The following is a 19592-nucleotide window of genomic DNA, read 5'->3' as shown; positions in this document are numbered from 1 at the left end:
GAGGAGGCGGCAATGCGCATCGCTCTGTTTGATTCGGGGATTGGTGGATTGACTGTGCTCAGTCACGCGCGGCGCGTACTCCCCTCAGAGGACTTCCTATTCTTCGCTGACCGTGATCATGTGCCCTATGGCACGAAATCCGTCCCTGCCGTGCGAGGCTTCGTCCGCGAGGCGTTTCATTTTCTCGTTGAGCAACAGAAGGCCGATACTGTTGTCGTTGCCTGCAATACGGCGACCTCTGTTGCGGTGGATGAGATGCGGCGGCTCTATGCGGTGCCGATCATCGGAATGGAGCCTGCGGTAAAGAAAGCGCTTGAACGCGATACGGAGCGCCGGGTGCTTGTGACGGCAACGCCGATCACCGTAAACGGTGAGAAGCTGCGCCGTCTGATCTCGGCGTATGACACAGGCGGGTGCATCGATCTTCTTGCCCTCCCGCGCCTCGTGGAATTTGCGGAGGAGAGAGAGTTTGTATCTCCGCGTGTAGAGAACTATCTCCGGAGTGCGCTTGCGCCGTATGACCTCATCAACTATTCCGCGATTGTGCTCGGGTGTACGCACTTTAATTATTTCAAAGATACACTGCGTCAAATCATGCCGCAGACAGTAGGTTTTGTAGACGGGAATGAGGGGACGGTAGAGGAATTGGCGCGTCGTACGAATCTGCGCACTGTGCCTGCAGGCGAGAGGAAGGCGCACTGCACCTTCTTTGAGTCGGGACGGCTGGTCGAGGGGGCGGAGGCGCTTGCACGGATTGAGGGGTATCTCGCGCGTGCAGAGCGCATGGAGGAAATTGTCTGAGGAATCTCAGATTCTCGAAACGAAAGGAGCATTCATGCCGATCCGTGTTGAACATCGGGTGAATTTTTACGATACAGATGCGATGGAGGTCGTGCACCATGCGAACTACATCCGCTGGTTTGAGATCGGACGTGTCGCCTACCTGCGGCGCATCGGCATCACACTAGGCGATCTGATGGAGGCAGGATATGTATTCCCAATCACGAAGGTCAGTGCAGAGTTCCATGCGCCGGGACACTTTGATGACGAGCTCGTCATCGAGACGACGGGTACGGCGCTCACAAAGGCGAAGATGGCGTTCTCATATCGCATATTGAATGAGGCGGGAACGATGCTCGTGTGCGGATTTTCGGAGAATGTATTTACGCGCCGCGACACCGGGCACATCACGCGCCTGCCGCGGCGTTTCTATGAGCCGCTGGAGGCGGCGATGGCGGCAGAGAAAGAGGGACGGGACATTGGGCGCTGAACTTGGATGGTGGATACACTTACTGATCGTCATGCTGATTGTCGCGGAGATCGGTCGGCGGGCGGTTTTTGCCTATCTCGGCACGGAGATCATCGTGCCGAAGGTCGGCGAGATGACGAAGTTTTCTCTTGTCGAACACACGGCGGAGCATCTCGTGATCGGGGCGACCATCCCATTTGCCAATGAGGGAAAGCAGTGCGGGACGATCATGGACGCGTTTCTGCGCATCCAGCTTCCCTATGAGCAGTATGACGGCGCGCTTGTACGCGGCAAGGTGGAGCTTGCCGGCGCGCCGCGTGAGGACGATTACTTTGAGGCGGTGCTGATTCAGAAGCATTCGCGCATCCATCTCGTACTCAAGGTTTCCATTGAGGGCCGCAGAGGGAATTCTCTTGAAGAGGCGATTGCGCATCTGCCCGACTTGCGGCTCGACCTCATCTACCAGGAGACTGGACGTATTCCTGCGCATTATTCAAAGGTGATGCTGAAGGTTGCGGCGCAGGAAATTGCAGATCTTGCCGGCATTGCGATTGCCCGGGAAGGGGGGAAGAAGAATGGCTGAGCTGGATATTCTTCCCGTTCCAACGCGGATCTTGACCGATGCGGACGATATTGCGGATGTGATCGAATCCTACGCCGGCCCACGGGTGACTGCAGACGATCTCGTCTGCTGCGCCGAGAGTGTGGTAGCGATCACGCAGGGGCGGATCGTCTGTCCCGAGGAGCTGAACATCTCCGCTGCCGCCCGCTTCGCATGCCGTTTTATCCCGGACTACGGCAGCCTCGCAAGTCCGCATGGAATGCAGGCGCTGATGGACGTGGAGGGAACATGGCGCGTCCTTTTTGCACTCTTTGCCGGATTCCTCGGCAAGCTTGTCGGAAAGAGCGGATTATTCTACCAGTGGGGCGGGAAGGAAGCTGCTCTGATTGACGATGTGACGGGGACGATGCCGCCGTTCGATAAGATGATCGTCTACGGTCCTGCCGAGCCGGATCGGGTTGCTGCGCGCATTTGCGAGCGTGTGGGAGCATTCGGCGCGATGGTAGCGGATGTCAATGACCTCAAGCGCTCCCGCGTGGTCGGCGTGTCGGACGGCGTGGACGGAACGCTTGCAGCAAAGCTGCTGCTGGATAATCCCTTTGGAAACGCTTCGCAAAAAACGCCGATCTGCATCGTAAAAAACTATCGGCAGTATCAGGCGGCGCATCATGCTGAGTAAATGCATCGACATACATAAGAAAAGGCGGAAAGCAGGAAGAATTTGCAGGAGATCAATCTCCGCATCAGCGCAAACATCCTGCTTTCTTTTTTATAAGTAAATGACGGAAGAGGGAAAAGCATGCCAAGAAGAGATCTGAGACGTACCGATCAGCTGCGCCCCGTGCACATCGAACGCGGATATCAGCGGTATCCTGCCGGCTCTGCCCTTGTTGAGACTGGGCATACGCGCGTTGTATGCGCAGCAACGGTAGAGGAGCGTGTACCGTTCTTTTTGAAAGGCTCGGGGACAGGGTGGGTCACGGCGGAGTACGCCATGCTCCCCGGAGCGGGGGCAGAGCGGACGGCAAGGGAGGCTGTGCGCGGCCGGCAGTCGGGACGAACACAGGAGATTCAGCGCCTCATCGGGCGTGCCCTGCGCGCGGTGGTCGACATGAAGGTACTCGGTGAGCGGACCATCCATATTGACTGTGATGTTCTTCAAGCGGACGGCGGGACACGGACTGCATCTGTGACGGGGGCATTTGTTGCACTTGTGGAAGCATGTGCGACCTTCTATACAAAGCATGGAATCTTTCCCGTGCGCGACTATGTAGCGGCGGTCAGTGTCGGCATTGACACGGAAGGAACTCCGCTCCTCGATATTTGCTATGAGGAGGATTCCAGCGCGATGGTTGACATGAACCTCGTGATGACGGGGGCGGGCGAGTTCGTCGAAGTGCAGGGGACGGGTGAAGGGCGTTCATTTTCGCGCGCGGAGATGAATGCGCTCCTCGATCTCGGCGAACGAGGTATCCGAGAGCTGATCGAACATCAGAAGACAGCGCTCGGTGAGACATTGTCCTGGCTGCCGGGGCGGGAGGGATAAGATGGAGAAGATCATTCTTATCGCCACGTCGAATGAAGGCAAGGTGCGTGAGATGGAGAAAGCTTTTGCGGGGCTGCCTGTACGCCTTGTGCCGCTTTCGCGCATACATGAGATCCTGCCGGATGCATCGGAGATCAAAGAACCTGTCGAAGACGGCGCGACCTTTATGGAGAATGCGTGCATTAAGGCACGCTGTTACAGAGAACAGACGGGGCTGGCAGCGCTTGCTGACGACTCGGGACTTGCCGTGGAGGCGCTCGACGGTGCGCCCGGTGTCCGTTCGGCACGTTATGCGGGCATGCACGGTGACGATGCGGCGAATAATGCGAAGCTCATCGCGGACCTCCGGATATGTGGCGAGGAGAATGCTGCCGCTGCTTATCACTGTGCGCTTGTGCTTGCGCTCGAGGACGGGCATGAACTCACGGCAGAGGGAACCTGCTCCGGTTATATCCGGCCTGAGGCACGCGGTACGGGGGGCTTTGGCTATGACCCATATTTTTATCTGTCGGACGGTCGGTCAATGGCGGAGCTTACGTGCGAGGAAAAGCATGAGATCAGTCATCGCGGCACCGCCCTGAAAAGAATGAAGGTGCAGCTCGAAAAATTTCTTCGCACGAGATAACGGAAGCGTGCCTTTGCCTCTGTCTGCCATGAGGAAAGTGCGGGGGGGACTTAGCATGAGGAGAAACCTCATGCCGTCCTACATTTTAGAAAGGGAAATATCGTGAAGATCGGAATTGTGAGTGACAGTCACGGAGATATCCGTGTATTTGAGGATATGCTTGCCGTACCCGGCGCAGCTGCGGTGGAACTTTGGCTGCATGCGGGGGATTTCGCCCCAGATGCGGATGATTTGGAGAAACTGACAGGCAAGCGTGTGGAGCGCGTTCTCGGCAACTGTGACGTTTACGCGGACGGCATCTATGAGGAGACGGTCGTGGAGGCAGCTGGCCACCGCATTTTTCTCACGCACGGGCATCTCTTTAACGTGCGTTTTGATACAGCGATGCTTTCCGCGGCGGCACGTGAAGCAGGGGCGGATATTGCAGTCTACGGACACACGCACACGGCGCTCGAAGAACGCGGAGATGTGACCGTGCTCAATCCGGGGAGCATTGCACGTCCGCGCGATGAGCGGAGAGGCTCTTTTATGCTTGTGGAGCTGCATGAACATGAAGTTCCGCAGGTGGAACTTCTTCGCATTCGCTAAAAAGATAAAAAACATTTGATATATGACTTGAAATACAGTGCAAACGGGATCATAATTTTTATTATCCAATGTAATACGTGAAAGAAACGATAAAGAACAATATAGAAAATGAAGCGCGGCCAAGCGTAAAAAATATCTCCTGAAATTGAATGAGATTCACTTTTCTCAAGGCTTTACGCTCTATTTGAAAAACTTGAAAGCAAGAAAAAAATATGATATAGTCTAATCAACCTGTGTATAAGTTATATTTATAGGAGGGATTATTTTGCGAGAGCTAAGCGCAAAAGAAATCACAGAGAACGTCGCCGAGATGTGCAAAGAAGCGGCGTACTATCTCCCGGATGATGTCTATAAGGGGTTAAAAAAGGGGAGAGAGACCGAGGAGTCGCCCGTCGGCAGGATTGTCTTGGATCAGATCATTCGCAACGCTGAGATCGCGCGTGAGGAGGATCGTCCATATTGCCAGGACACAGGGATGACCATTGTGTTTGTGGAGGTCGGGCAGGATCTCCATATCACCGGTGGCCTCTTGGAGGATGCGATCAACGAGGGAATTGCAAAGGGATATACGGAAGGGTACCTGCGCAAATCGGTTGTTGCGGAGCCCCTTTTTAACCGAAAGAATACACAGAACAATACGCCGGGTGTGATCTACACAAAGATCATTGCCGGCGATCAGCTCAACATTACGATCGCGCCCAAAGGCTTCGGTTCGGAAAACAAGTCCGGCGTGAAGATGCTGGTTCCTGCAGATGGTGTTGAGGGTGTAAAGAATGCTGTCATGGAGATCATTCAGCATGCGGGTCCGAATCCGTGTCCTCCCGAGGTGGTCGGTGTCGGTATCGGCGGAACGATGGATCAGGCGGCACTCCTTTCGAAGAAGGCGCTTACGCGGCCGATTGATCAGCGGCATGCAATGCCGGAGTATGCACAACTCGAGAATGAGCTCCTCGAGATGATCAACAAGACGGGCATTGGTCCCCAGCTTGGAGGGACGACCACCGCGCTTGCCGTGAATATTGAATGGGGGGCAACGCACATCGCAGGGCTTCCGGTTGCGGTGACCATCTGCTGCCATGCCCTTAGGCATGCGCATCGAGTGCTCTGACACTGTGTATTATCGTTAGGGAGGAATGCTCAATGGCGGACAGTATCCGTATTACGACTCCGTTTACAGAAGAAATGTCTCGCAAGCTCAAGGCCGGTGACAGTGTCCTGATTACGGGGACGATCATCAGTGCGCGCGATGCGGCGCATAAGGCGATGACCGAGGCCCTTGCAAAAGGAGAACCTCTGCCGGTTGACTGGCACGATCAAATTGTCTACTACCTTGGACCGACGCCGGCAAAGCCGGGCGACCCGATCGGTTCGGCAGGCCCAACGACATCCGGCCGCATGGATGCGTATACTCCGACGATGTTGGAACAGGGCATCAAAGGCATGGTCGGCAAGGGCTCGCGTTCGGCAGCCGTTGTCGAGTCGATGAAGAAGCATGGCGCCACCTATTTTGCTGCGGTCGGCGGTGCGGCGGCCCTGATTGCAAAGTCTGTGAAGAAGTATGAAGTCGTAGGGTACCCGGAACTTGGCCCCGAAGCCGTCGCAAAGCTAACGGTCGAAGATTTCCCCTGTATCGTTGTGATTGATTCCGAGGGCAATAACTTCTATGAAATGGGACAGAAACCCTATCGCAAACTTTGATTTGACTACGCATGCGGATGGTTTGGCGCATGACGAATCATTCGGGGAGCAGCTCCGGAGATGTTCCGGAGCTGCACTTCCAGAGGTCTACATATTTTAGGAGGTATGAAATGTTCCACACAACCTTTTACATGCGGCGCCTGCATTCCTTGGTCGGACTTATCGTCATCGGCGTTTTCCTCTTTGAGCACGTCTTTACAAACTCGACCGTGCTAGGCGGAGCGAAGGCCTTCAACGATGCGCTGGCCATGATGGATCTTATCCCGCGTCCGCTTTTCTACGGGCTCGAGGTGTTTGCCATCGCGCTGCCGATTCTCTTTCACGCGATTTATGGCATCTATATCGCTGCGCAGGCGAAGAACAATCCCGGCAATTATGGCTACGTCCGCAACTGGCAGTTTGCCGTTCAGCGTTATACGGCATGGCTGCTCATTCCGTTCCTCATCTGGCATGTAGGCTATATGCGCGTGTGGGAAAAGGGCATCATGGGGACACATATTAACTATGACCTCCTCTATACCTATTTTGTGACGGGGGATTATGCCATTTTACACACAGTGCTCTATACGCTCGGCATGATTGCAGCGATCTTCCATTTCTGCAATGGGATTTCGACATTCTGCATGACATGGGGCATTGCAAAGGGGCCGCGCGCGCAGTCTGTGATCAATGCGCTTGCGATGAGCCTCTGTACGCTGATGAGTCTTGTTACGCTCGCCTTCATGGGCAGCTATTTCATGTGAGAACTGCAGCAAAGGAGAGTAAGAATGGCTAAAGTACCAGAAAATAAGGTTATCATCGTCGGCGGCGGTCTGGCAGGGCTGCTCGCTGCGATGAGGGTCTGCGAGGGCGGCGGTACGGTTGACCTCTTTTCCTATTGCCCGGTGAAGCGTTCGCACTCGCTCTGCGCACAGGGCGGTATGAATGCCTGCATGGATACGAAGGGCGAGCACGACAGCGTCTATGAGCACTTCGATGATACGGTCTACGGCGGTGACTTCCTCGCGGATCAGCTTGCGGTCAAAGGCATGGTTGAGGCTGCGCCGAAGCTCGTCAAGATGTTTGACCGGATGGGGGTTCCGTTTACGCGTACGGCAGAGGGTGTGCTTGATCTGCGCAACTTCGGCGGACAGAAGAATAAGCGTACGGTATTCGCGGGCTCTACGACCGGTCAGCAGCTTCTCTACGCACTCGATGAGCAGGTGCGCCGCTGGGAAGTCAAAGGCAAGGTTACAAAATATGAGTTCTGGGAATACATCCGCGCGATTAAGAATAAGGACGGCATTGTCCGCGGCATTGTTGCGCAAAACATGAATTCAAACGAGATTAAATCGTTCCCGGCAGATGTTGTCATACTGGCGACAGGCGGACCCGGACAGGTGTTCGGACGCTGTACGGCGTCCACAATCTGCAACGGCTCGGCGGTTTCCTCCGCATATCAGCAGGGCGCACACATTGGCAACCCGGAATTCATTCAGATTCACCCGACAGCGATTCCGGGCTCGGATAAGAACCGTCTCATGTCTGAAGCATGCCGCGGCGAGGGCGGGCGCATCTGGACGTATAAGGACGGAAAGCCGTGGTATTTTCTCGAGGAGATGTACCCGGCATACGGCAATCTTGTTCCCCGCGATGTTGCCTCCCGCGCAATCTTCAAGGTCTGTGTCCATATGGGCCTCGGCATTGACAATGACCGCCGTGTTTATCTCGACCTCTCCCATATTCCCGCGGACTACCTCGAGCGCAAGCTCGGCGGCATCCTCGAGATGTATTCGGAGTTTGTCGGTCAGGACCCGCGCAAGGTACCGATGGAGATCTTCCCATCCGTGCACTATTCGATGGGCGGTATCTGGGTCGACCGCAATCACCATACAAACCTCCCGGGGCTTATGGCGGCCGGTGAGTGCGACCATCAGTACCATGGTGCGAACCGTCTTGGTGCGAATTCACTTCTCTCGGCGGCATACTCGGGCTTTATCGCAGGGCCTGAGGCATTGCGCTGGGCCCGCAGCGGCGAGCTCGGGACTGCCCTTACAGAGGAAGAGATGGAGAGCGCGCGCAAAGAGGCCGTTGAGGAGTTCGACAGAATCCGCAATATGACAGGCTCGGTCAATGCGCATCAGCTCCATCAGGAGATGGGCGAGATCATGTATGATTACGTCTCCATCGAGCGTGACAATAAGGGCCTTGATATCTGCCTTGAAAAGCTCAAGGACATCCTGAAGCGTTGGGATGACATCGGCGTGACGGATCATGGGACATGGGCGAACCAGGAAGCGATGTTCGTACGTCAGCTGCGCAATATGATTCTCTATGCGATGGCGGTTACGAAGGCGGCGCGCTGCCGCGATGAGAGCCGCGGCGCACATGCCAAGATCCTGCTTGACGAGAGCGGCGAACGCATGACCGATGCCGACGGCGAGCTCGTCTTCTATGGCCGTGATGACGAGCACTTTATGAAGACCTCCATCGTAGACTACGATCCGAAGACAGAGGAACCGATTATCAGCTACATGGATTTTGAGCATTCGCTCATCAAGGCACGTGCGCGCAACTATGCCGTTGCCAAGAAGGAGTAGGGGAGGATAGCAGTCATGGCAGAACAGAAAAAAGTTCGTTTTATCATTGAGCGCCAGGACGGACCGAATGAAAGCCCGTATACGCAGGAATTCGAGGTCGACTATCGTACCGGTCTCAACGTCGTTGCAGCACTCATGGAGATTCAGAAGAACCCTGTGACCGTCGACGGCAAGCGCGTTCCGCCTCCGGTCTGGGAGTGCAACTGCCTCGAGAAGGTCTGCGGTGCATGCATGATGGTCATCAATGGCCGTGCGCAGCAGGCATGCTGCGCGCTGGTAGATCACCTTGCACAGCCGATTCGCATACAGCCGGCGCGTACATTCCCGGTCATCCGCGATCTTCTCATTGACCGATCAGTTATGTTTGAGAGCCTCAAGCGCATTCACGGCTGGATTGAGGTGGACGGCACATGGGACGTTAAGGATGCGCCGATTCAGAATCCCTATACGGCTGAGACTTGCTATGAGCTGTCGCACTGCATGACCTGCGGCTGCTGCCTCGAGGCGTGTCCGAATGTCGGACCTCAGTCGGATTTCATCGGGCCCGCGCCGACGGCACAGACGCTGCTGTTCAATCTGCATCCGCTCGGAAAGTTCGATGCACCGAAACGTCTCAATGCACTGATGGAAAAGGGCGGCATCACGAGCTGCGGCAACAGTCAGAACTGCGAGCGCGTCTGTCCGAAAAGCATTAAGCTGACGCAGCATCTTGCTCAGCTGAACCGCGAGGTCAACAAGCAGGCGCTGCGCAACATGTTCAACCATTAATTGAATTCCGGTGCAGAAATTGGATATAGTAAGAAGGGGCTGACCTTTATTGGTCAGCCCCTTTTCACTGTGAAATTCTTACGAGGATTTTTTCATTCCGCTCGAAAGATAATTGGCGGCAAGGGAGCCGGAGATGTTGTGCCAGACGCTGAAGAGCGCGCCGGGGATGGCAGCTGCCGCACCGAAGTGGAGGAGTGCAAGCGAAGTTGCGAGCCCCGAGTTCTGCATGCCAACCTCGATGGAGACGGCTTTGACCTTCGCCATATTCATACCGAGCGCTTTGGCGACGAGAAAGCCGAGTGCGTAGCCGAGGAGGTTGTGGCATATGACGACGAGCATGATGAGGGCGCCCGTCTCGATGATGCGTTCCGCATTCGCTGAGACAACGCCGCCGACGATGAGCACAATAGCAATGACCGAGATGAGCGGGAGGATTTTGATTGCCTTTTGCACGGGCCGTTCAAAGAAATGGTTGATGAGAATGCCGAGGATGATCGGAGCGATGACGACCTGCGCGATGGAGATCATCATTTTCTCTGCCGGGATGTCAATCCACTGACCGGCCAGCCAGAGCGTGAGAAGAGGCGTCATAATCGGCGCGAGAATGGTGGACGCCATCGTCATAGAGACGGAGAGTGCGACATCGCCGCGCGCGAGGTAGGTCATGACATTGGACGACGTACCGCCGGGACAGGTGCCGACGAGGATAACGCCTGCCGCAAGTTCCGGCGGGAGGGCGAAGGCATGTGCCAGCGCCCATGCGAGGAGCGGCATGATGCCGAACTGTGCGACCGTACCGATGAATACGTCACGCGGGCGCTGGAGGACAAGCTTAAAATCCGCAAAGCGGAGCGTCATACCCATGCCGAACATGACGACGCCGAGCAGGATCGTGATCCACGGCACTGTCCAAATGAATGTCCACGGCTGAAAAAGGGAGATGCCCGCGATGAGAATGACGAATAATGCCATATAACGCGAAACAAAATTACTGAGCTGTTCGAGTGTCTGCATATATGCAAACTCCTTTCATTCGTGCGAGATTTTGATGAAACTCTTCATCTTTTTTAGGGCACTTCCGTCGGCGATCGTTTGTCGTGCTGCAGCAATGCCGTCGGCAATAGAGGATGCGCGGCCGCCGATATAGATTGCAGCGCCTGCGTTCATGAGACAGATGTCTGCGCGTGCGTCACGGATCTCTCCGGCGAGGATGCCGCGCGTGACGGCAGCATTTTCTTCGGGAGAACCGCCGCGAATCATATCTTTCGATGCGGGCGCAATGCCGAAATCCTCCGGGCGTATCTCATAGGAAGTCTCATTGCCTCCTGCGATCTCGCGCACCATTGTTGGAGCACCGATCGAAATTTCATCCATGCCGTCCATTCCGTGGACGATGAGCGCGCGTTTCACACCGAGTTCGGGCAATACTTTTGCAAGCGGGCGCAGGAGGTGCTCGCCGTAGACGCCGAGCAGCATGCAGGCAGGGCGTGACGGATTCGTGAGGGGGCCGAGAATGTTAAATACCGTGCGAATGCCGAGCTCGCGGCGAATCGCTCCGACATGTTTCATCGATTGGTGGTAGCGCTGGGCAAAGAGGAAAGCGAGACCGATGGAGCGAAGCTCTTCGCGCACTTTCTCGGGCGGTTGGTCGATGTTTATGCCGAGCGCCTCCAGGCAGTCCGCGGTACCGCTTTTCGACGACGCCGCACGGTTGCCGTGCTTGCAGACTTTCAGTCCGGCTGCTGCCGCGAGGAACGAGGCTGTTGTCGAAACGTTGATGCTGCCTGAGTGATCGCCGCCTGTACCGACGATATCAATCACGTCCATGTCATGCTCGACTGTCTCGGCATGCGCGCGCATTGCCGCTGCAGAGCCGGAGATCTCGTCAATCGTCTCCATGCCGCTGCTCTTTGTTGAGAGTGCTGCAAGGTAGGCGGCATTTTCAACCGCAGAGGTTTCGCCCGACATGATTTCGTTCATGACGGCGTACGCCTCATCATAGGAGAGATCCTGCTTATCCACGACTTTTTGAATCGCTTCTTTTATCATTCCGTTTCCCCCTTGATAATTTTTTCCTTAGCATATAAAATGACAGTGCTGTATTATATCACAAGTTCCCGCGAGGGGAAAGGAAAAATAGGAGAGAGTATGTTTGAACCGCGTTTTACAACGCTGAATATGAACGAAATTTTGAAGTATCTCGGCTTTCGCGGGCAGGAGCTTACAGAGGAAATCGCGGCGCAGATTCGCCGCTGTACGGATGAGGTGCTGGCAGCGGCAACCCCGCGTCTGACCTATCGGCAAGTGCCGTTGGAGAACGGCGCCGTGCTCGGTGTCACATTTGAGGGCCGCGATATCCCGCGTATGCTTGCGCCGTGCGAGGAGGCTGTTCTCTTCGGCGCGACGCTCGGTCCCGGGGTAGAGCGCCTGATGATGCGCTATGAGGTCATGAATGCAGCGGACTCTGTCATCATGGACGCGTGTGCGAGTACGGCGATCGAGAATATCTGCAATAATTTCGAGAGCGATATGCGCGCTGCTGTGGAGGCAGAGGGGCGTTATCTGACCGATCGCTTCAGTCCGGGGTACGGCGATCTGCCGATCTCGGAGCAGCCGAAATTTTTTGCTCTGCTCGATATGACGCGGCGCGTTGGGGTCTCGCTGACGCCGACGACGATCATGGTGCCGCGCAAATCGGTGACGGCGATCATGGGGATCGCCCGGACACCACAGCCGCATCGTCCTCCGGACTGCGAGAGCTGTCTCATGTTCCGCAGCTGCCCCTTCCGCAAGGCTGGGCGCAGGTGCAGAGAGGGCGCAAAAACGTAAAGAAAATTCCGTACGTGAGAGTGAAGGAGTCGGAATGAAAGACATTATTATATTGGATGGTGGGATGGGGACTGAGCTGCAGGCGCGGGGGCTTGCGCCGGGCGAGCGCCCCGAGCTCTTCGGCATAGAGCATCCCGAAGTGGTCGAGGAAATTCATCGGAACTACATCGCCGCGGGCAGCCGCGTTATTTACAGCAATACGTTCGGAGCGAACGGGCATAAACTCGCAGGAACAGGCAAGACCGTCGCCGAAGTCATCGGGGCAAATGTGCAGATTGCGCGCCGTGCGGCAGAGCACTCCGGTGTGGAAGGGGTGCGTGTTGCGCTCGATGTCGGTCCCATCGGAGAGCTGGTCGAGCCGCTTGGCACGCTCTCCTTTGAAGCGGCCTATGAACTTTTCCGCGAAATGGCGGTTGCGGGAGAGGAGGCGGGTGCCGATCTCATCATCTTTGAGACGCTGACCGATCTCTATGAAGCAAAGGCGGCCGTACTCGCAGCAAAGGAGCATACGAAGCTGCCCATTTGGGTGACGATGACCTTCGAACAGAATGGACGCACCTTTCTTGGTGCAGCTGTACCGTCTGTCGCGGTTACACTGGACGCGCTCGGTGTTGCGGCAATCGGCGTCAACTGCTCGCTTGGTCCCGTAGAACTTCTGCCGATTGTCGATGAACTAATGGAGTGGACGGATCTGCCTGTCATTGTGAAGCCCAATGCGGGTCTGCCCGATCCACGTACGGGCGCCTATGAGATGACGGCAGAGGAGTTTGGCCGGGAGATGGCGGAGTTCGCGCGGCGCGGCGCCGTTATCATGGGCGGCTGCTGCGGCACAAATCCGGAGTTCATTCGGGCACTTGCTGCTTCTGTTGCAAGCGGCGCTGCGGAGCGGCCTGAGCGCAGGAAGCGCAAGGGCATCGCCTCGCCGGGGCGCGTTGCTGAATACGGAAAACTGAATGTCATCGGCGAACGCATCAATCCGACGGGCAAGAAGCGTCTCCAGCAGGCTCTTCTTGAGGAGGACTACGGGTACATCAAGAAGCTCGCCATATCCCAGCAGGAAGCGGGCGCGCAGGTGCTCGACATCAATGTCGGTGCGCAGGGCGTTGATGAGGAGAAGATTATTCCGTATGTCGTCAAGGCCGTACAGAGCGTGGTTGATCTGCCTCTGCAAATCGACTCGGCAAATCCGAAGGTCATTGCAGCGGCGCTGCGCGTGACAAACGGGCGTGTCATCATCAACTCGGTCAGCGGTGAACGCGAGCGTATGGATGCTATCTTCCCGCTTGCCAAACACTATGGGGCGGCTGTGCTCGGCCTTGCGATGGACGAGAAGGGGCTGCCGGAGACTGCCGCAGACCGCATCGCGGTCGCCGAGCGCATTGTCGCAGAGGCAGAGCGCTACGGCATCGAACGTGAGGATATCATCATCGACTGTCTGACACTCACCGTTTCAGCCCAGCAGAATCAGGCAATGGAGACCCTGCGTGCCGTGCGGGAGGTGCACGAGCGCCTCGGACTGCATTGTGCGCTCGGCGTCAGCAATATCTCATTCGGCCTCCCGGCACGCGTGCATATGACGGAAAACTTTCTCATACAGGCGATGCATGTCGGCCTTGATTTCCCCATTGTCAATCCGAACACAAAGGAGATCATGGATGCTGTCATCTCCTTCCGCGCGGTCTCTGGTGAGGATGTGGACTGCGCCGCCTATATTGCACGCTTTGCACCGGAGCAGGCGGAGATACGGCGACGCAAGGAACTTGGCATTACGGGCAGCGAGTCGCCGGATGCCGTACAGACCGCTGCAGCAGACGGCGCTGACGACGTTGACCCGCTTATGGACGCGATCATCCGAGGGCTGAGTGATGATGCTGAGCGCATCACGCGGAAGCTTCTCACGGAGAAAGCGCCGATGGAGATCATCCAGGAGAAGGTCATCCCTGCGCTCGATATTGTGGGCGACCGCTATGAGAAGGAAATTATCTTCCTCCCGCAGCTCATCAATGCGGCAAATGCCGCGACGGCAGGTCTTGAACTCATCAAAGCCCGCCTTGCCGAGGAGGGGCAGGGCGTTTCGAAAGGGAAGATCATCCTTGCCACAGTGGAAGGGGATATCCATGACATTGGCAAGAACATTGTCAAGGTTGTCCTGGAGAATTACGGCTACCAGATTATCGACCTCGGGCGCGACGTGCCCGTTACGCGCGTGGTGGAGGTCGCCATCGAAAAGCAGGTCGGACTGATCGGGCTCTCCGCACTCATGACGACGACTGTTACAGCAATGAAGCGCACCATCGATGCTCTGCATGAGGCAGGGCATGAATGTGAAACCGTGGTCGGCGGTGCTGTGCTGACAGAGGATTATGCGCGTGAAATTGGCGCGGATCACTATGCCGGCGATGCGCGGAGCATTGTCGAGATCGCGCGCCGCGTACTCGGATAGCGCGGCAGGGAGGCTGAATACAGATGGCGCAAAACAGCGCAGATATACGAGAACACATCAAAAAAGAGCCGCTGGTTTTTGACGGCGGCATGGGCACATACTATGCCCAAAAGACGCATACCCACGGGAAAGGTGTTGAGCTCGCCAATATAGAGACACCTGCCGTTGTCGGGGCTATTCATACGGAGTACCTGCAGGCAGGCGCACAGGCGATCAAGACCAATACCTTCGCTGCAAACCGTATCGTCTACCAGGGCGACGAATCTCTTGTGCGGCGTATCATCCGTGCGGGATGGGAAATAGCAGCGCGCGCGGCAGAACCGTTCGGAGCTTATGTATTTGCCGACATTGGTCCTGTTACGGGCCTGCCGCATACAGACATCATCGCAGAGTATCGCTTCCTCGCCGATACATTTCTCGCATGCGGTGCGACGCACTTCCTCTTCGAGACCAACGCGTCAATTGAGGGCTTGATCGAGACGGCAGCACACATCAAACGCATATGCCCCCATGCCTTCATCCTGGCCTCGTTCTCTGCGCTGCCCGGCGGCTATACGCGTGACGGACGCTTCGCCGAGGATCTGATTCATGAGGCGGCAGAGAGCGGATCGATTGATGCCGTCGGTTTTAACTGTGTAAATGGCGTGCGGCAGATGCGGGAACTGGGTCATCATCTTGGGATGACGTCCCTGCCTCTTTCCCTCATGCCGAATGCGGGGCATCCGATCGTTGTCGACGGACGTACATTCTATGAGAGCGCTCCGGAGTATTTCGGCACAAGTCTTGCCGCGATCGTGCGCGATGGCATCTCGATTGTCGGCGGCTGCTGCGGTACGACGCCGGAGCATATCCGTGCGCTTTGTGCCGCACTTGCGGACGGTACGGGCGAGATTGACGAGGAAGGCGAAGAGACCCGCGTCCAACCGATGGAAGTTCCGCTCAGTCCCTTTTTTGATGCGTTGAAATCCGGAGGGAAGCCCATCGCTGTCGAGCTTGACCCGCCGGAGACCGGAAATGCAGATAAATTCCTTGTCGGGGTGCGTGAGCTGCAGGCAGCGGGCATTTCTGCCATTACTATTGCGGATAATCCCATCGCGCGCGCGCGTATGGACGCGGCGATGCTTGCCGGGCGCGTCCACCGCGAGCTCGGCATCGAGCCCATCCCGCATATGACCTGCCGCGACCGCAACCTCAACGCGATCAAATCCATTCTCCTCGGACTGAGCGCCGAGGGCGTGCACAATATGATCGCGATCACGGGGGACCCGATCCCAACAGCAGAGCGCGATGAGGTCAAGAGCGTCTATCAGTTCAATTCACGCAAGCTTGCCTCATTTGTCACGAGCCTCGGTTCACGCGGAGATATCGTGCCGTTCCATGTGTTTGGAGCACTCAATGTCAATGCAAAGCATTTTCCGTCGCAGCTCGGACTTGCACGGAAAAAGATGGAAGCGGGCATGACAGGGTTCTTTACCCAGCCTGTCCTGAGTGAGCGTGCAAAGGAAAACCTGCAAACGGCACGCGACATGCTCCCCGGCGCGTTTATTCTCGGGGGCATTATGCCTGTTGTCAGCGAGCGGAACGCCCGTTTTATGGAAAGCGAGATCGTGGGCATTCACGTTGAGGAGCGCATCATCAGCGCATACCGTGGGCTGGACCGGACTGCAGCGGAAGAACTCGCCGTCCGTCTCTCACTTGCGATTGCAAAAGACATCGAACCATATATTGACGGCTACTATATCATTACGCCGTTTTCAAGGACGGCGCTCATCGCGCGGATTGTCGAAGGCATTAAAGAAAGGGGAGAAATACGATGAACACAACGCTCAAGGACATCATTGAGCGCCGCAGCATTCGGAAGTTCAAAACGGATGAGGTGCCGCATGCGCTGATCGATAAGGTAATCGAAGCCGGGTTGTATGCGGCCAGCGGAAAAGGAAAGCAGTCTCCGATCATCGTTGCTGTGACAAATCCCGATCTGCGGGCACGAATCGCCCGCGACAACTGCCGCATCGGCGGTTGGGAAGAGGGAACGGATCCCTTTTATGGTGCCCCTGTGATTCTCATTGTGCTCGCTCCGAAAGAGGGACATACATCGGTGCAGGACGGGAGCCTCGTCCTCGGCAACCTTATGCTCGCAGGGCATGCACTGGGGCTTGGCACCATATGGATTAATCGTGCAAAGGAAGAGTTTGAAGAACCTTTCTATCAAAAACTGCTGAAAAAATTGGGCATCGAGGGTGCGTATATCGGTGTCGGGCACTGTGCGCTCGGCTACCGCAGCGGCGATCTGCCGAAGCCGCCCACCCGCCGCGCAAATCGCGTGTATTATGTTTCGTAGCTTACGCATACCGCAGAACAACTTGTTAAAAGAGCCGATTTTGACCGTCTCACGATGGTCAAAATCGGCTCTTTGCTTTTAGTGCAGCGGAGCGCTTCCCAGCGTCATCGGCAGCGTATGCGCCGCACTTGCCATGGCACGCAGGTCCGCAGAGGATTTCTCTGCCCAGATTGTTGCCACCTTTTTTTGAAACGCAAGAGCGGAGAGGGGTTCTTTTTGTTGTGTACGTATATTTGCACGGATGATCTCCGCAAACTTCTCGGGTAGATGTGCCGTACGCTGCGCCAGCAGAATCTTTAGATTCGTATCAATCAGATAGAGATGAATTGTCGGATCAGAGAGACTCTCTTCATCGGGCAGCAGATCTTTCTTCACAAGAGAGAGGGAGAGCGGGGCGTCCCCCCAGCCGTCACGGAAGATGCCGTCAATGCGGTAGAGTAGGAAAAGAACACCGCTCTCCTCAGTCACGGCAAGCTCGATTTCTCCTGTGCGGAATGCCTCGACGGCGACAGCGTCTGTTCGCGAGAGCTGGAGCACGAACATCATACCGTTTTTATCCGCTTGGAACATGCCGCCGTCTGCCTGCGCAAGGACCGGCAGCGGAAAAGGATCGCCGACGGAAAAATTTACAGATGTGCCCATATAAGTCCTCCTATGTACCACAATTTTCTTGATTATATCGTTCCAATGATGATTCTTCAAGAAATAATGCCTGGAAATTTTCTTGCCTTACATCACAAAACACCGTACAATAAGGGAAAAATTCCAGAGAGGTGACGGGATGATTAAAAAGGGAATTATCCTCGCGGGAGGATCGGGAACACGGCTCTATCCGCTGACGAAGGTCGTATCAAAGCAGCTCATGCCAATCTATGACAAGCCAATGATCTACTATCCGCTGAGCACACTTATGCTCGCAGGGATACGCGACATTCTCATCATTACGACACCGGAGGACAGCGCGCTCTATCAGGCACTGCTCGGTGATGGAAGCCAGCTCGGTCTTTCCGTATCATACGCTGTTCAGCCGTGCCCCGACGGACTTGCCCAGGCATTTATTATTGGCGCAGACTTCATTGCGGGTGACGCCTGTGCGCTCGTACTCGGTGACAATATCTTCTATGGCTCCGACTTTGCGCAGGTCCTTCAAAGCGCCGTACAGCGCGAAGAGGGGGCGACCGTGTTCGCCTACTACGTATCCGATCCCGAGCGCTACGGCGTCGTCTCCTTTGACGAAGCGGGACAGGCACTTGCCCTTGAGGAGAAGCCAGCGCGGCCGCAATCAAACTATGCTGTCACGGGACTCTATTTCTATGACAGCGATATCGTCAATATTGCGCGCGGGATTCGTCCGTCTGCACGCGGTGAGTTGGAGATTACCGATGTCAATATTGCCTACCTCACGGCGGGGAAACTTCATGTAGAGCGCCTGCGGCGCGGCTATGCATGGCTCGACACAGGCACACATGAGTCTCTGCTCTCGGCAGCAACCTTCGTCCAGACCATACAGGCGCGGCAGGGGCTCAAAATCTCCTGCATTGAGGAGATTGCCTATCGCATGGGTTACATCGACGCGGAACAGGTTCTGCGTCTCGCCGAGCCGCTTGCAAAGAACGAATACGGAATTTATTTGAAGCGCCTCATCAAAGATGTATAGGAGATATCTATGAATGTGATTGAGACGGCGCTCGAGGGCGTCTTCATCCTCGAACCTCAGGTGTTCGGCGATGCGCGTGGCTGGTTCATGGAGAGCTGGTCGCAGAAAAAGATGGAGAATGCAGGTATCAATGTTAACTTTGTGCAGGACAACCATTCCTTCTCCGCGCAAAGGGGAACACTGCGCGGACTGCACTATCAGCTGAATCCAATGGCACAGGCAAAACTTCTGCGTGTCTCGCGAGGGGCAATATTTGATGTTGCCGTAGATATTCGCCGCGGATCGCCAACCTATGCAAAGTGGGTCGGCATCGAGCTTTCGGCAGAGAACTATCGGCAGCTCTTTATTCCACGCGGGTTTGCGCATGGTTTCATCACGCTCACCGATAATGTCGAGGTGCAGTACAAGGCAGACAATTTCTACGCGCCTGGCTGCGACGGCAATATTCGTTGGAATGACCCCGTGATCAGCATCGTTTGGCCAATGAACCCCCGTGTCCTTTCAGACAAAGATGCCGCCGCACCAACACTATCCGAACGGAATGAATTGAACTTTACATATAGCTTGTGAGAATGGGGAGGTTTTTACAAAGAAACATGAAAAAATGAAGAAAAAGGGCTTGACGGAAGTTCTTGTGCGTGTTATATTATGACAGTCGCGCCGATGCGGGCAAAGCGCATGGGGAAAAGCTCATGAACCCCCGTAAT

General features: G+C 55.8%; 21 protein-coding genes. 18 read left to right on the top strand and 3 right to left on the bottom strand.

Annotation, left to right across the window (positions count from 1 at the left end):
* The first annotated feature begins 12 nt into the window (after nucleotides 1–12).
* The 12 genes from murI (at nucleotide 13) to sdhB (ending at nucleotide 9615) form a co-directional block, all read left to right on the top strand.
* On the top strand, nucleotides 13–801 hold the full coding sequence (gene murI / locus HMPREF7545_RS03995; protein WP_006694397.1) for a glutamate racemase: 789 nt from the start codon (nucleotides 13–15) through the stop codon (nucleotides 799–801).
* A 34-nt stretch (nucleotides 802–835) separates the two neighbouring features.
* On the top strand, nucleotides 836–1270 hold the full coding sequence (locus HMPREF7545_RS03990; RefSeq protein ID WP_006695624.1) for an acyl-CoA thioesterase: 435 nt from the start codon (nucleotides 836–838) through the stop codon (nucleotides 1268–1270).
* A 31-nt stretch (nucleotides 1271–1301) separates the two neighbouring features.
* Entirely contained in the window at nucleotides 1302–1832 is a 531-nt protein-coding gene (locus HMPREF7545_RS03985; protein ID WP_050752685.1) for a hypothetical protein, read from the top strand.
* Entirely contained in the window at nucleotides 1825–2490 is a 666-nt protein-coding gene (locus HMPREF7545_RS03980) for a hypothetical protein (protein ID WP_006694394.1), read from the top strand. The genes HMPREF7545_RS03985 and HMPREF7545_RS03980 overlap by 8 nt, the downstream gene beginning before the upstream one ends.
* 120 nt (nucleotides 2491–2610) lie before the next feature.
* The gene (gene rph / locus HMPREF7545_RS03975) at nucleotides 2611–3357 is read left to right on the top strand and encodes a ribonuclease PH (RefSeq protein WP_006694393.1); all 747 of its coding nucleotides are present in this window, start codon (nucleotides 2611–2613) and stop codon (nucleotides 3355–3357) included.
* Between the two features lies 1 nt (nucleotide 3358).
* A complete protein-coding gene (rdgB, locus tag HMPREF7545_RS03970; protein ID WP_006694392.1) occupies nucleotides 3359–3982 on the top strand; it encodes an RdgB/HAM1 family non-canonical purine NTP pyrophosphatase in 624 nt (207 codons plus the stop codon).
* A gap of 102 nt (nucleotides 3983–4084) precedes the next feature.
* On the top strand, nucleotides 4085–4570 hold the full coding sequence (locus HMPREF7545_RS03965; protein WP_006694391.1) for a metallophosphoesterase: 486 nt from the start codon (nucleotides 4085–4087) through the stop codon (nucleotides 4568–4570).
* A 265-nt stretch (nucleotides 4571–4835) separates the two neighbouring features.
* Nucleotides 4836–5678 carry a fumarate hydratase gene (locus tag HMPREF7545_RS03960; protein WP_006694390.1) on the top strand — a complete coding sequence of 281 codons (843 nt, stop codon included), beginning with the start codon at nucleotides 4836–4838 and terminating at the stop codon, nucleotides 5676–5678.
* Between the two features lie 32 nt (nucleotides 5679–5710).
* Nucleotides 5711–6268, top strand: a complete 558-nt coding sequence (locus HMPREF7545_RS03955) for a Fe-S-containing hydro-lyase (protein WP_006694389.1) — start codon at nucleotides 5711–5713, stop codon at nucleotides 6266–6268.
* Between the two features lie 110 nt (nucleotides 6269–6378).
* On the top strand, nucleotides 6379–7011 hold the full coding sequence (locus HMPREF7545_RS03950; protein WP_006695619.1) for a succinate dehydrogenase/fumarate reductase transmembrane subunit: 633 nt from the start codon (nucleotides 6379–6381) through the stop codon (nucleotides 7009–7011).
* 24 nt (nucleotides 7012–7035) lie between these two features.
* Nucleotides 7036–8847 (top strand): succinate dehydrogenase flavoprotein subunit, encoded by a 1812-nt coding sequence (gene sdhA / locus HMPREF7545_RS03945; RefSeq protein ID WP_006694387.1) that lies wholly within the window; start codon nucleotides 7036–7038, stop codon nucleotides 8845–8847.
* A gap of 15 nt (nucleotides 8848–8862) precedes the next feature.
* Nucleotides 8863–9615 (top strand): succinate dehydrogenase iron-sulfur subunit, encoded by a 753-nt coding sequence (gene sdhB, locus HMPREF7545_RS03940; RefSeq protein ID WP_006694386.1) that lies wholly within the window; start codon nucleotides 8863–8865, stop codon nucleotides 9613–9615.
* A 78-nt stretch (nucleotides 9616–9693) separates the two neighbouring features.
* Here sdhB and HMPREF7545_RS03935 read toward each other — a convergent pair whose 3' ends face one another.
* Both HMPREF7545_RS03935 and trpD read right to left on the bottom strand, forming a co-directional pair.
* Nucleotides 9694–10629, bottom strand: a complete 936-nt coding sequence (locus HMPREF7545_RS03935) for a bile acid:sodium symporter family protein (protein ID WP_006694385.1) — start codon at nucleotides 10627–10629, stop codon at nucleotides 9694–9696.
* 15 nt (nucleotides 10630–10644) lie between these two features.
* Nucleotides 10645–11664 carry an anthranilate phosphoribosyltransferase gene (gene trpD, locus HMPREF7545_RS03930; RefSeq protein ID WP_006694384.1) on the bottom strand — a complete coding sequence of 340 codons (1020 nt, stop codon included), beginning with the start codon at nucleotides 11662–11664 and terminating at the stop codon, nucleotides 10645–10647.
* Nucleotides 11665–11763: 99 nt separating this feature from the next.
* Between trpD and HMPREF7545_RS03925 the strand changes: the two genes are divergently transcribed.
* Genes HMPREF7545_RS03925 through HMPREF7545_RS03910 form a run of 4 tightly spaced genes read left to right on the top strand, consistent with a single transcriptional unit; the run spans nucleotide 11764 to nucleotide 17228 of the window.
* The gene (locus tag HMPREF7545_RS03925; RefSeq protein ID WP_006695615.1) at nucleotides 11764–12444 is read left to right on the top strand and encodes a vitamin B12 dependent-methionine synthase activation domain-containing protein; all 681 of its coding nucleotides are present in this window, start codon (nucleotides 11764–11766) and stop codon (nucleotides 12442–12444) included.
* Nucleotides 12445–12478: 34 nt separating this feature from the next.
* Nucleotides 12479–14887, top strand: a complete 2409-nt coding sequence (locus tag HMPREF7545_RS03920; RefSeq protein ID WP_006694382.1) for a homocysteine S-methyltransferase family protein — start codon at nucleotides 12479–12481, stop codon at nucleotides 14885–14887.
* Nucleotides 14888–14910: 23 nt separating this feature from the next.
* Nucleotides 14911–16704, top strand: a complete 1794-nt coding sequence (locus HMPREF7545_RS03915; protein WP_006694381.1) for a bifunctional homocysteine S-methyltransferase/methylenetetrahydrofolate reductase — start codon at nucleotides 14911–14913, stop codon at nucleotides 16702–16704.
* Complete coding sequence (locus HMPREF7545_RS03910; RefSeq protein WP_006694380.1) at nucleotides 16701–17228, top strand: nitroreductase; 528 nt, start codon at nucleotides 16701–16703, stop codon at nucleotides 17226–17228. The genes HMPREF7545_RS03915 and HMPREF7545_RS03910 overlap by 4 nt, the downstream gene beginning before the upstream one ends.
* A 78-nt stretch (nucleotides 17229–17306) precedes the next feature.
* Here the strand turns inward: HMPREF7545_RS03910 and HMPREF7545_RS03905 are convergent, their stop codons facing one another.
* Nucleotides 17307–17870, bottom strand: coding sequence for a hypothetical protein (locus tag HMPREF7545_RS03905; RefSeq protein WP_006694379.1), 564 nt, complete (start codon nucleotides 17868–17870; stop codon nucleotides 17307–17309).
* 139 nt (nucleotides 17871–18009) lie between these two features.
* On the opposite strand from HMPREF7545_RS03905, the gene rfbA reads away from it, so the two are divergent.
* Nucleotides 18010–18885 (top strand): glucose-1-phosphate thymidylyltransferase RfbA, encoded by an 876-nt coding sequence (gene rfbA / locus HMPREF7545_RS03900; protein ID WP_006694377.1) that lies wholly within the window; start codon nucleotides 18010–18012, stop codon nucleotides 18883–18885.
* Nucleotides 18886–18894: 9 nt separating this feature from the next.
* Entirely contained in the window at nucleotides 18895–19455 is a 561-nt protein-coding gene (gene rfbC, locus HMPREF7545_RS03895) for a dTDP-4-dehydrorhamnose 3,5-epimerase (RefSeq protein WP_006694376.1), read from the top strand.
* Nucleotides 19456–19592: the final 137 nt, after the last annotated feature.

Source organism: Centipeda noxia ATCC 43541 (assembly GCF_000160555.1).
GTDB lineage: Bacteria > Bacillota > Negativicutes > Selenomonadales > Selenomonadaceae > Centipeda > Centipeda noxia.
The sequence above is the reverse complement of the archived record's forward strand: the minus strand, read 5'-3'. Positions and strand labels throughout refer to the sequence as shown.

Coding starts and splice junctions, on each gene's coding strand:
- HMPREF7545_RS03950 (WP_006695619.1), top strand. CDS start 6,379: ATGTTCCACACAACCTTTTACATGCGGCGCCTGCATTCCTTGGTCGGA.
- rph (WP_006694393.1), top strand. CDS start 2,611: ATGCCAAGAAGAGATCTGAGACGTACCGATCAGCTGCGCCCCGTGCAC.
- HMPREF7545_RS03985 (WP_050752685.1), top strand. CDS start 1,302: ATGCTGATTGTCGCGGAGATCGGTCGGCGGGCGGTTTTTGCCTATCTC.
- sdhA (WP_006694387.1), top strand. CDS start 7,036: ATGGCTAAAGTACCAGAAAATAAGGTTATCATCGTCGGCGGCGGTCTG.
- rfbA (WP_006694377.1), top strand. CDS start 18,010: ATGATTAAAAAGGGAATTATCCTCGCGGGAGGATCGGGAACACGGCTC.
- HMPREF7545_RS03920 (WP_006694382.1), top strand. CDS start 12,479: ATGAAAGACATTATTATATTGGATGGTGGGATGGGGACTGAGCTGCAG.
- HMPREF7545_RS03905 (WP_006694379.1), bottom strand. CDS start 17,870: ATGGGCACATCTGTAAATTTTTCCGTCGGCGATCCTTTTCCGCTGCCG.
- HMPREF7545_RS03935 (WP_006694385.1), bottom strand. CDS start 10,629: ATGCAGACACTCGAACAGCTCAGTAATTTTGTTTCGCGTTATATGGCA.
- HMPREF7545_RS03955 (WP_006694389.1), top strand. CDS start 5,711: ATGGCGGACAGTATCCGTATTACGACTCCGTTTACAGAAGAAATGTCT.
- sdhB (WP_006694386.1), top strand. CDS start 8,863: ATGGCAGAACAGAAAAAAGTTCGTTTTATCATTGAGCGCCAGGACGGA.
- rfbC (WP_006694376.1), top strand. CDS start 18,895: ATGAATGTGATTGAGACGGCGCTCGAGGGCGTCTTCATCCTCGAACCT.
- HMPREF7545_RS03925 (WP_006695615.1), top strand. CDS start 11,764: ATGTTTGAACCGCGTTTTACAACGCTGAATATGAACGAAATTTTGAAG.
- HMPREF7545_RS03990 (WP_006695624.1), top strand. CDS start 836: ATGCCGATCCGTGTTGAACATCGGGTGAATTTTTACGATACAGATGCG.
- murI (WP_006694397.1), top strand. CDS start 13: ATGCGCATCGCTCTGTTTGATTCGGGGATTGGTGGATTGACTGTGCTC.
- trpD (WP_006694384.1), bottom strand. CDS start 11,664: ATGATAAAAGAAGCGATTCAAAAAGTCGTGGATAAGCAGGATCTCTCC.
- HMPREF7545_RS03915 (WP_006694381.1), top strand. CDS start 14,911: ATGGCGCAAAACAGCGCAGATATACGAGAACACATCAAAAAAGAGCCG.
- rdgB (WP_006694392.1), top strand. CDS start 3,359: ATGGAGAAGATCATTCTTATCGCCACGTCGAATGAAGGCAAGGTGCGT.
- HMPREF7545_RS03910 (WP_006694380.1), top strand. CDS start 16,701: ATGAACACAACGCTCAAGGACATCATTGAGCGCCGCAGCATTCGGAAG.
- HMPREF7545_RS03980 (WP_006694394.1), top strand. CDS start 1,825: ATGGCTGAGCTGGATATTCTTCCCGTTCCAACGCGGATCTTGACCGAT.